This window comes from Streptomyces sp. NPDC127190, assembly GCF_042672505.1.
In the GTDB taxonomy this organism is placed as follows: Bacteria; Actinomycetota; Actinomycetes; order Streptomycetales; family Streptomycetaceae; genus Streptomyces.
Genome location: NZ_JBHXVE010000007.1, coordinates 293,311 through 301,757, shown reverse-complemented (window position 1 = coordinate 301,757; position 8,447 = coordinate 293,311). Strand labels below are relative to the sequence as shown.

At 71.2% G+C, this 8,447-nt stretch carries 7 protein-coding genes; 4 read left to right on the top strand and 3 right to left on the bottom strand.

Annotated elements, in window-relative coordinates; translation table 11 throughout:
- The first annotated feature begins 168 nt into the window (after positions 1-168).
- Positions 169-708, top strand: a complete 540-nt coding sequence (locus tag ACFVIU_RS14625) for an ArsR/SmtB family transcription factor (RefSeq protein ID WP_385842773.1) — start codon at positions 169-171, stop codon at positions 706-708.
- Positions 705-2,000: an MFS transporter gene (locus ACFVIU_RS14620; protein ID WP_385842772.1), complete on the top strand. Its 1,296-nt coding sequence runs from the start codon at positions 705-707 to the stop codon at positions 1,998-2,000. The genes ACFVIU_RS14625 and ACFVIU_RS14620 overlap by 4 nt, the downstream gene beginning before the upstream one ends.
- A 378-nt stretch (positions 2,001-2,378) precedes the next feature.
- On the opposite strand, the gene ACFVIU_RS14615 is transcribed toward ACFVIU_RS14620, so the two are convergent.
- Positions 2,379-3,356 (bottom strand): L-threonylcarbamoyladenylate synthase, encoded by a 978-nt coding sequence (locus ACFVIU_RS14615; protein WP_385842771.1) that lies wholly within the window; start codon positions 3,354-3,356, stop codon positions 2,379-2,381.
- 393 nt (positions 3,357-3,749) lie between these two features.
- Here ACFVIU_RS14615 and ACFVIU_RS14610 point away from each other — a divergent pair, with 393 nt between their 5' ends.
- Entirely contained in the window at positions 3,750-5,693 is a 1,944-nt protein-coding gene (locus ACFVIU_RS14610) for a LodA/GoxA family CTQ-dependent oxidase (RefSeq protein WP_385842770.1), read from the top strand.
- Positions 5,690-6,811 (top strand): tryptophan 7-halogenase, encoded by a 1,122-nt coding sequence (locus ACFVIU_RS14605; RefSeq protein WP_385842769.1) that lies wholly within the window; start codon positions 5,690-5,692, stop codon positions 6,809-6,811. The genes ACFVIU_RS14610 and ACFVIU_RS14605 overlap by 4 nt, the downstream gene beginning before the upstream one ends.
- A gap of 364 nt (positions 6,812-7,175) precedes the next feature.
- On the opposite strand, the gene ACFVIU_RS14600 is transcribed toward ACFVIU_RS14605, so the two are convergent.
- Positions 7,176-7,919 (bottom strand): class I SAM-dependent methyltransferase, encoded by a 744-nt coding sequence (locus tag ACFVIU_RS14600; protein ID WP_385842767.1) that lies wholly within the window; start codon positions 7,917-7,919, stop codon positions 7,176-7,178.
- A 91-nt stretch (positions 7,920-8,010) separates the two neighbouring features.
- The gene (locus ACFVIU_RS14595) at positions 8,011-8,445 is read right to left on the bottom strand and encodes an ASCH domain-containing protein (protein ID WP_385842766.1); all 435 of its coding nucleotides are present in this window, start codon (positions 8,443-8,445) and stop codon (positions 8,011-8,013) included.
- Positions 8,446-8,447 lie beyond the last annotated feature (2 nt).

Below are 8,447 nucleotides of genomic sequence, written 5' to 3'. Positions count from 1 at the left end.
CTCGAGTGGACGCCAGGGAGGCATGCCTCGCGCACCCCGCGGCCGCACCCCCGGCCCCCCCGCGCCAGGGTGCTGTCGGAGGGCTCGCACGGGCTCGACAGCCGATCCGGGAAGCCGGAAACGAAACTCCCTTGCGCAATGGTCAAGAAGTGTTGACCATTGGGGTCCATGCCTACCGATGACCTTCCCGAGACGTTCCACGTCACCACTGACGAGCAGCTACGCGCCGTTTCCAATCTCACGCGCCACCGGATCATGGCCGTGCTCCGCTTCGAGCCCGCGACGATCACGCAGATCGCCGAGCGCGTGGGCCTTGCGAAGGGCAGTTCCAGCTACCACGTACGGCTACTCGAACGGGCCGGCCTGGTGAAGGTCGTACGGACGCGGAAGGTCAGGGGTGTCACCGAGCGGTACTACGCCATGGCCGCGCGGGCGATCGTGCTGCCGGATCCGGGCGAGGGAGGCCCGGATGTGCTGATGCGGCATGCGGTGGCCGACCTGGAAGCAGCCCCGGTGGACGGCGAGCGGTATGTGCGGATGGCGCATCTGCGGCTCACCGACGAGCAGTTCGCGGAGCTGGGGGCACGACTGGAGGCACTGGCGGACGAGTACCGGGAGCTGTCCGATCCGTCGCTGCCGGACGCGTCGCTCGTCTTCGCACTGTTCCACCCGGCATCTGGCGGCCAGACCGAAGGGGACGACAAGTGACTTCAGCCCTTCGGAAGCTGCCGACCGGGTTCGGACGGCTGTGGACTGCGCAGACGGTGTCCTCCCTCGGTGACGGGGTGTCCCATGCCGCGCTGCCGCTGCTCGCCTTGACGTTGACGCGGGACCCGATGGCGCTCGCCGTCGTCACGGCCGCCGGAACGCTGCCGTGGCTGCTCTTCGGGGTGCTCGGTGGTGCGCTGGTGGACCGCTGGGACCGTCGGCGCACGATGTGGGTCACGGATGCGGCGCGTGCGGTGCTGCTCGCGATACCCGCGGCAGCGGCCGGGCTGGACGTGCTGAGCATTCCCCTGCTCGCGGCCGTAGCCTTCCTCCTCGGCCTCGGCGGACTCTTCTTCGACACCGCCGCCACGGCCTACCTGCCGGATCTGCTCGGCCGCGACCCCGCGCTCCTGGAACGCGCCAACTCCCGCCTGCGCGGCTCCCAGACCGCCGCGTCCGGGTTCGCCGGGCCGCCCGCCGGCAGTGCCCTGCTCGCGATCGGGCGGGCCGTTCCGCTGCTCGCCGACGCGGTCTCGTTCGCGCTCTCCGCACTGCTCGTACGGTCGCTGCCCGCTGCGCCCCGGCCCGTACCGCAGGCCCGTGAGTCGCTGCTGCGGCAGGCGCGGGCCGGAGCCTCGTACGTCTTCCGGGACCGGTTGCTGCTCGGGCTCGCGCTGCGACCGGCGGTCGGGAACATCGCCTTCCTCGCCGTGGAAACCGTACTCGCCCTCTTCGCGCACGAGCGTCTCGGCATCCACACCTTCGGCTTCGGCCTGCTCCTGACGGCAGAGGCCACCGGCGGCCTGCTCGGCGCAGGCATCGCCTCCTTCCTCGGCCGGCGACTCGGCACCGGCACCGCGCTGACCTGCACGGCCGCCGTCGAGGGACTCGCCGTCCTGGGCCTTGCCGCCGCCCCGGACCCGTACGTCGCCAGCCTCGCGCTCGCCGTCTGCGGCGCGGGCATGGGCGCCACGATGGTGCTCGGCCCCTCCCTCCGGCAGGCGATCGTTCCCGCCCATCTGATGGGCCGGGTCGCCTCCACCTCCCGGATGCTCGCCATGTGCGCCGCCCCGTTCGGCGCCTTCCTCAGCGGCTGGCTGGCCACCACCTACGACGTGCGTACCCCGCTCTACACCGCCGCCGGCCTCCTCCTCACCATGACCATCGTCACCGCGACCATGACCAGCAACCGCCGGGTCGAGGCGGCGCTGCGTGCCGCCGCTCCGGCCGGTGATCAAGACCCACCGGAATCCCGGGGTCCTGCTCAGGAGCGTGCCGTGCAGGGCCCCTAGAGGTCGTCGAGCCAGTGCTGAACCCAGGCGGCCCCAGGGTCACCCGGGAACGGGGAAGGTGCGTGCGCCCCTTCGTCATTGCAGCCCATCCGGTGGTGGCTGCGAGATCTCCGCTCAGACTCCGCCGGAGTAGGTCCTCGAAGGCGCCCCGGCGCCGTCGGACCATCGCCCGCAGCTCCGCCGGCTGGACGGCGTATGCCTGCTCGGTGGCGTATGCCTGCTGGGAGGCGGCCGCCATCCGGGCTCGGCGACGCCGGCGCGGGGTAAGGCGGGCGCAGCTGTACCCGGCCTGCCGGACCGGCGGAAGCGCAGCGGAATCCGCCACGCATCCGCCAGGCCTCCGCATCCGGGAGCACTAAGGAGCGGCTTCGGCGCTGGTCAGACGGTGGGCCGGGGGCCTGCGGCGCGGCGGAGCCGGTTGGCGATTGCCAGTCCCAGCCCTTCCTCCTCCGGCAGTGACGCGACGATGAGGTCGCACCCCTGCTGGTCGAGTTCACGCAGATACCCGTACAGCCCCCGCGCATAGGCGGCCATCGAACGGGGGACGTGCACCACCGCGTGCGCCTTCACCTCAGCGTCGGCGAAGGACGCGGGAAGAAAGACGCCCACCCGGTGCCCCAGCTCCTGCGCCAGCGCCGCCTCGGCGACGACCTTCTCCGGCTCGACCAGGACGACCCGCGCGTCCGGTGCGTAGTGCGACGGATGCTGGCCCGGGACCCGGACCCGGCTGGTCGCAGGGACCGCGAGCGGGCGCCCCAGCACCGCTTCGAGGTCCTCGCGCGTCACCCCGCCGGGCCGCAGGATGGCCGGGACCTCGCCCGTGGCGTCCACGATGGTCGACTCGACACCGACCTCGCAGGGGCCGCCGTCCAGCACGAAGTCGACGGCGTCACCCAGCTCCGCACGGACATGGTCCGCGGTCGTGGGGCTCACCGAACCGAAGCGGTTGGCGGACGGGGCCGTGACACCACCGCCGAAGGCCGACAGCAGCTCGAGCGCCACGGGGTGGTCGGGCACGCGCACGGCCACCGTCTCCAGACCACCGGTCGCTTCGAGGGGCACCCGGCGACCACGCCGCAGGACCAGCGTGAGGGGGCCCGGCCAGAAGTGTTCGGCCAGCAGGCGGGCCGTGGCAGGTACGCCCTCGACCCAGTCGTCCAGGTGCTCCGCCCCGCAGATGTGCACGATCAGCGGGTGGGAAGGCGGCCGCCCCTTGACCTGGAAGATGCGCGAGACAGCGGCGGGGTCCTCGGCGTTGGCGCCCAGTCCGTACACGGTCTCGGTCGGGAGAGCCACCAGGCCGCCTGCGCGCAGCACGCCGGCTGCCTTCTCGATGTCACTGCTTCTTGCCGTCACCCTTGCAATCCTAGGTGCGTCACCGGGCAGCCCTGAACCTGCACCCGGCCGGTCACCCACCGCACCCGGCCATGCCGCAACCACGCGTCCGACGCGGGCGCACGCACCCACAAGCCGCCGGGTCAGGGGGTGATCCTCGATGTGCGGCCGGGCCGCAGACCTGCCTATCGTGGTGAGTGGTCTTCCTCACACTCTTTCGGTGTGGGCGAGCGCCTCCGAGGCCTTGTGTCCGTTCCCGCGGCCCCTGTGTGCAGATGCTGTCCGCCCTTGTGCCCGGGGCGCCTTTCCCATCCAAGCCACCGGCGGTTCCGGGCCGGGCCCGGTTGCCCGTGAGGCGTGGTGCCCGGTGCCGCGGTTTGCCGGTGGTTCGGCAAGATCAGCTGGAGCGCACCCATGTCGGACATCGCGTATGTGAAGATCCATCCCGCGATCGGTATCGCGCGGGTCGGCAACGGCGAGGGGGTGTTCCTCGGCCCCGAGAGCCCGGACGAGCCGCCGAGGGAGCCGGGCTTCTCGAAGGACAGCGTCTCCGCGATCAAGAGGCAGGCGGCCCGGTTCCGCGTGTACGGGTACGACTCCGACGGCAATGTCCTGCGGGAGATCAAGCACGGGGACGACGGCGCCGGCGTGACGTGGACCGTCTCGCTCGCGAACAAGAAGGCGGCCTGGTACGCCTTCTCCCTCGCGCTGGACATACCCGAGGCCCGGAACCTGCCGGTCGCCCAGTTCGGGCGCCGCAACGCCGCCACAGCCGATCGAAGCCGCCTGAAGAACACCCCGCCCGCGCAGTCGATCTCCGGCCTCGGTCAGATCGGCAAGCCCTTCGAGGGGGCCGTCAACGGTGTCGGTGTGTACCTGGGCGAGTTGCGGACCGACGAGGCGGGCAGGCTCAAGGTGCTGGGTGGCCGGGGGACCTCCGCCTCCTTCACCGATCCTCCGACCGAGTTGACCTCGTTCGGCAACAACGACGGCTGGTACGACGACACTTCTGACGGCCCGGTCACCGCCGAGGTCACGCTCGGGGACCAGGTCTACACGGCGGCACCGGCCTGGGTCGTGGTCGCACCGCCGAACTATGCGCCGGACGTCAGAGGCATCGTGACGCTCTACGACCTGCTGTACGACCTGTTCGTCAGGAACCAGGAGATCCCCCTGCCCGACCCGCTGACCTTCGACGAGCACATCAAACCTCTGCTGCTGCGGTTCACCGGCCTCCAGTGGGTCAACGAGGGCTTCGCGGCCGAGTACGGCTGGGGTGCCGCCAACGACTTCTCCTCCCCCCAGGCCCTGGCCACGCTCGGCAGCAACAAACCCCAGTACCAGGACCTCCGCCAGCGCGTCTATTACCACATGCGCAACTACGACCGTGATGGCATGTCACCCCTGCCCTGGCCGTGGTTGTACGGCGACGCCATGTCCACCCACCCCAGCTCGGTGCGCCAGCACAACGTGATCACCCCAACCCAGGACGCGCTGCTACAGATGTGGGTGAACGGGGACTTCGACACCACGCCCTACACTCCGCACCCCGACCTCGACCGAGCGCCCGTCGCCCTACAGCCCGGGCTCCTCGACCGGGCGATGCTGGAATCCTGCCTCGCCGACGCCTTCCACCCGGGCTGCGAGGTCACCTGGCCCATCCGCCACCGCACGTTGTACCAGGAGCCCTTCCGCATCCTGCACCGCACCGACGGCCACGACCCGGACTACGGCGCCCTGCTCACGCCCGACAAGGCGCTGGCTTCCAACGGCCCGCTGTACGCCCAGGGACCGGGCGACCTGACCCGCTGGATGGGGCTGCCCTGGCAGACCGACACCGCGAGCTGCCGCTCGGGCTACGAACTCGCGGCCAATATCGGCCCCCGCTACAGCCCGTACCTGCCGACCTTCTGGCCCGCCCGGGTGCCCAACCACGTGCTCAAGCAGGAGGACTTCGCCACCGTCAACGACCCCGGCAACAGCGACGACGAGCGGGAGCAGGCCTTCGCCCGTCGCGCGGTCTGGCTGCGCTTCCTCCATCCGGCGAAGCCCCAGGCGTACCACGACATGGTCAAGGGGTGGGCCGGGTTCGGCATCGTCGAGACACACACATACGCCGCCAAGGACGACAAGTTCCCGGTCAGCATCCTGGTGGAGTCCACCCCCGCCTTCCCCCCGGTCAGCGACCGCAGGAACCTGGTCAACGTCCACGTCCCCGAAGCCGGCCTCGTCGCACCCGCGGCGCCCACCGCGGCCGAGCGGGCCACGCGTGAGGTCGTTCGCCGGACGCGCTTCGAGGAGGAGGAGATCTCGGCCGGCTACGTCGACAAGGTCGACCCGTTCCGGGAGAGCAGGTGACCGCCGTACCCGCCGACGGCAGGTGCTACGAAGCAGTGATCGCCGGCGGCGGTCCCTCCGGTGCCGCCGCGGCCATCACACTGGCCGCCGCAGGGCGCAGCGTCCTGCTCGCCGATGCGGGCACCGGGCCGCCGAAATCGGGTGAGTCCCTCGTGCCCGCCGCCCGGATGCTGCTGCGCGACCTCGGTGTCGAGCCCGGCACACTGGACCGCGACCACCGTGTGTGCCAGGGCACCGTCTCCGCCTGGGGTTCGTCCGATCCGCGGCAGGTCCACTTCATCAACGACCCCCACGGACATGGCTGGCACCTTGACCGGCCCGCCTTCGACCGCCTGCTCCGTTCCCGTGCCCTGGCCCACGGCGCCCAGGTCGCCGAGCACACCACCGTGGGACGCCCCGCACGCGATCCCGACGGCGGCTGGCGGGTGACGCTGACGGCCGCCGGTGTACACCGGACGCTGCGCTGCCGGTGGCTGGTCGACGCCACCGGCCGGCGCGCCCGCGTCGCCGTGCGCTGCGGAGCCCTGCGCCACCGCTACGACCGGCTCCTCGCCGTCCACCTCCAACTCGCCGACGATCCTCGGGACACCGAGCACCTGTCCCTGGTCGAGTCCGCACCCGACGGATGGTGGTACACCGCCCCGTGCCACCCCACCGGCCGCCTTGTCACCTTCTTCACCGACACCGATCTCACCCCGCCCGACCTCACCGTCCCCGAGGTGTTCCTCAGCCGGCTCGCCGCCACCGTCCACACCGCCGCGCGCGCCCTCGACCGCCCGGCCCGTCCCGGCCACCTGCCGCTGCGCTGCGCCGCCCACACCGCTCGGCTGGACCCGGTGGTCGGCGACGGGTGGATTGCCGTCGGCGACGCGGCGGCCGCGTACGACCCGGTCTCCTCCCAGGGCGTCCTCACCGCGCTCTACACCGGAACCTGCGCCGGCCGGACGGTGCACGCCCACCTCGACGGCGAACCGCACGCCCTCGCCCGCTACACCGCGCAGCTCCAGGAGACCTTCGACACCTATCTGCTCGGCCACCGCGCCGTCCACTCCTGGGAGCGACGCTGGCCCACCAGTCCCTTCTGGCGACGCAGACAGGTCCTCGTGCCTCCCGCCTGACCGGGCGGGCCTGGCGTACGACATGCTTCGCACAGGCGGCGCCGCCTACCTCGTCCATCTGGGGGCCACGGGCACTCGCGTCCTCTGAATGAGCCTGATTCCGCAGTTCATACGGCGAAGCCGCCGCCAAGGCCGCGTCCGCCGCCGCCGGGTCGCCCCGGAGACGATCCGCCGTGTCCCGGACGCCGCGAGCGCCCGCGAACTGCCCGAGCAGCTCGAGGAACGAAGTGGGGCGGACGATCAACGCGTTGAAGATCTTCCGGGCCGTGGCCGCACGCTTCGGCAAACGCGCCTACGTCTTCCACGAGACCGTCACCCGCGCCTGCCCGGCGGGCGGCTCCTTCATGTCTCGGCGCGGCGGAACCTACGGTTTGTGGGTTACCCAGAGCAGTTCCGCCGGCCAGCGGTGTGCCCAGTCAGGTGGGTCGGTTTCGTTGTAGCCGTTGGGTGTTCCGGGTTCGGGCCGCGGCTCGATGAGGTCGTCGATGACGAGACCCGCGCCGCGAAGAACCCTGACCCAGTCGCCGTAGGTGAGCTGATAGCTGGTCGCGCCGCCGTCTTCTTCGGCGATGGTGTTCAGCCCGAAGTAGTCCTTCTGCAGCGTCGTGCTCACGCGGCCGGCGGCTTCGTCGTAGCAGGCTTCGAACCATGGGCTGGCGACGTTGAACACCAGGCGCCCGCCTCGACGCAGGACGCGTGCGGCCTGCGGGACGGCCAGGTGCGGGGGCGCCCAGCTGAGCCCACCGAAGTCGCAGAACACCAGGTCGAAGCTGTCGGCGGCGAACGGGAGTTGTTCGGCTGCGCCTTGCACGAGCGGGTAGCGGGCCGCTCCCATCGCGCGGGCCGCTGCGGCGAGTTGCGTTTCGGACAGGTCGAACCCGACCACGGTGGCGCCCTCGGCGGCGAGGGCCCTGGACCACTGGCCGGCGCCGCAGCCGAGTTCGAGGACGCGCTTGCCGGTGACGTCGCCCAGGGCGTGCAGGTGCGCGTCAGGGATGGAGTACATGCCCCACAGCCGGGGTGCGGCGCCGATGTGCGGGTCGTGCTTGCGCTGGTAGGCGCTGCTGATCTGGTTCCAGAACCGCCGGTTGGCGGGGATGCTGTTCACGTGCCGACTCCAGCAGTGCCTGCCGACGGTGGTCAACACGATATGGGCACCGGACGGCCCCCACCTCGGTCCGGCCCGGCTCGGCCCGTGATCAGCCGGACGAGCCCTGGACCGTGTGCACCAGCCGGAAGCGCTGGGCCAGCACCTGGGTGTCGTCGTCGACGGTGAATCCGGGGTCGCCCAGTTCCTCTCGCACCTCCGCGCTGTGCCAGAACGCTTCGTGCCCGGCCCGCCACTCGGCCACCGATGTGTCGCCTTCGCCCTCGTCGAGAGCATGCTGTAGGTCGATGTCGGCGAGTCGGACCACCCGCACCTCGGTCATTTCGATCACCGCGACCCGCAGCCCTTCGGAGTCGACCACGGCCAGCCGCTGGCCGACCGTGGGCAACGGCTCGTTCTCTCGCTCGTATTCCAGCACCAGCGCCGAGGTGGTGGTCTTGGCACCGGACAGGATCGCGGCGACCAACTGGTCCCGCAATGGTCCGGGGAAGGCGAACTCCGCCACCGGAAGATCATGAATGTCCATGC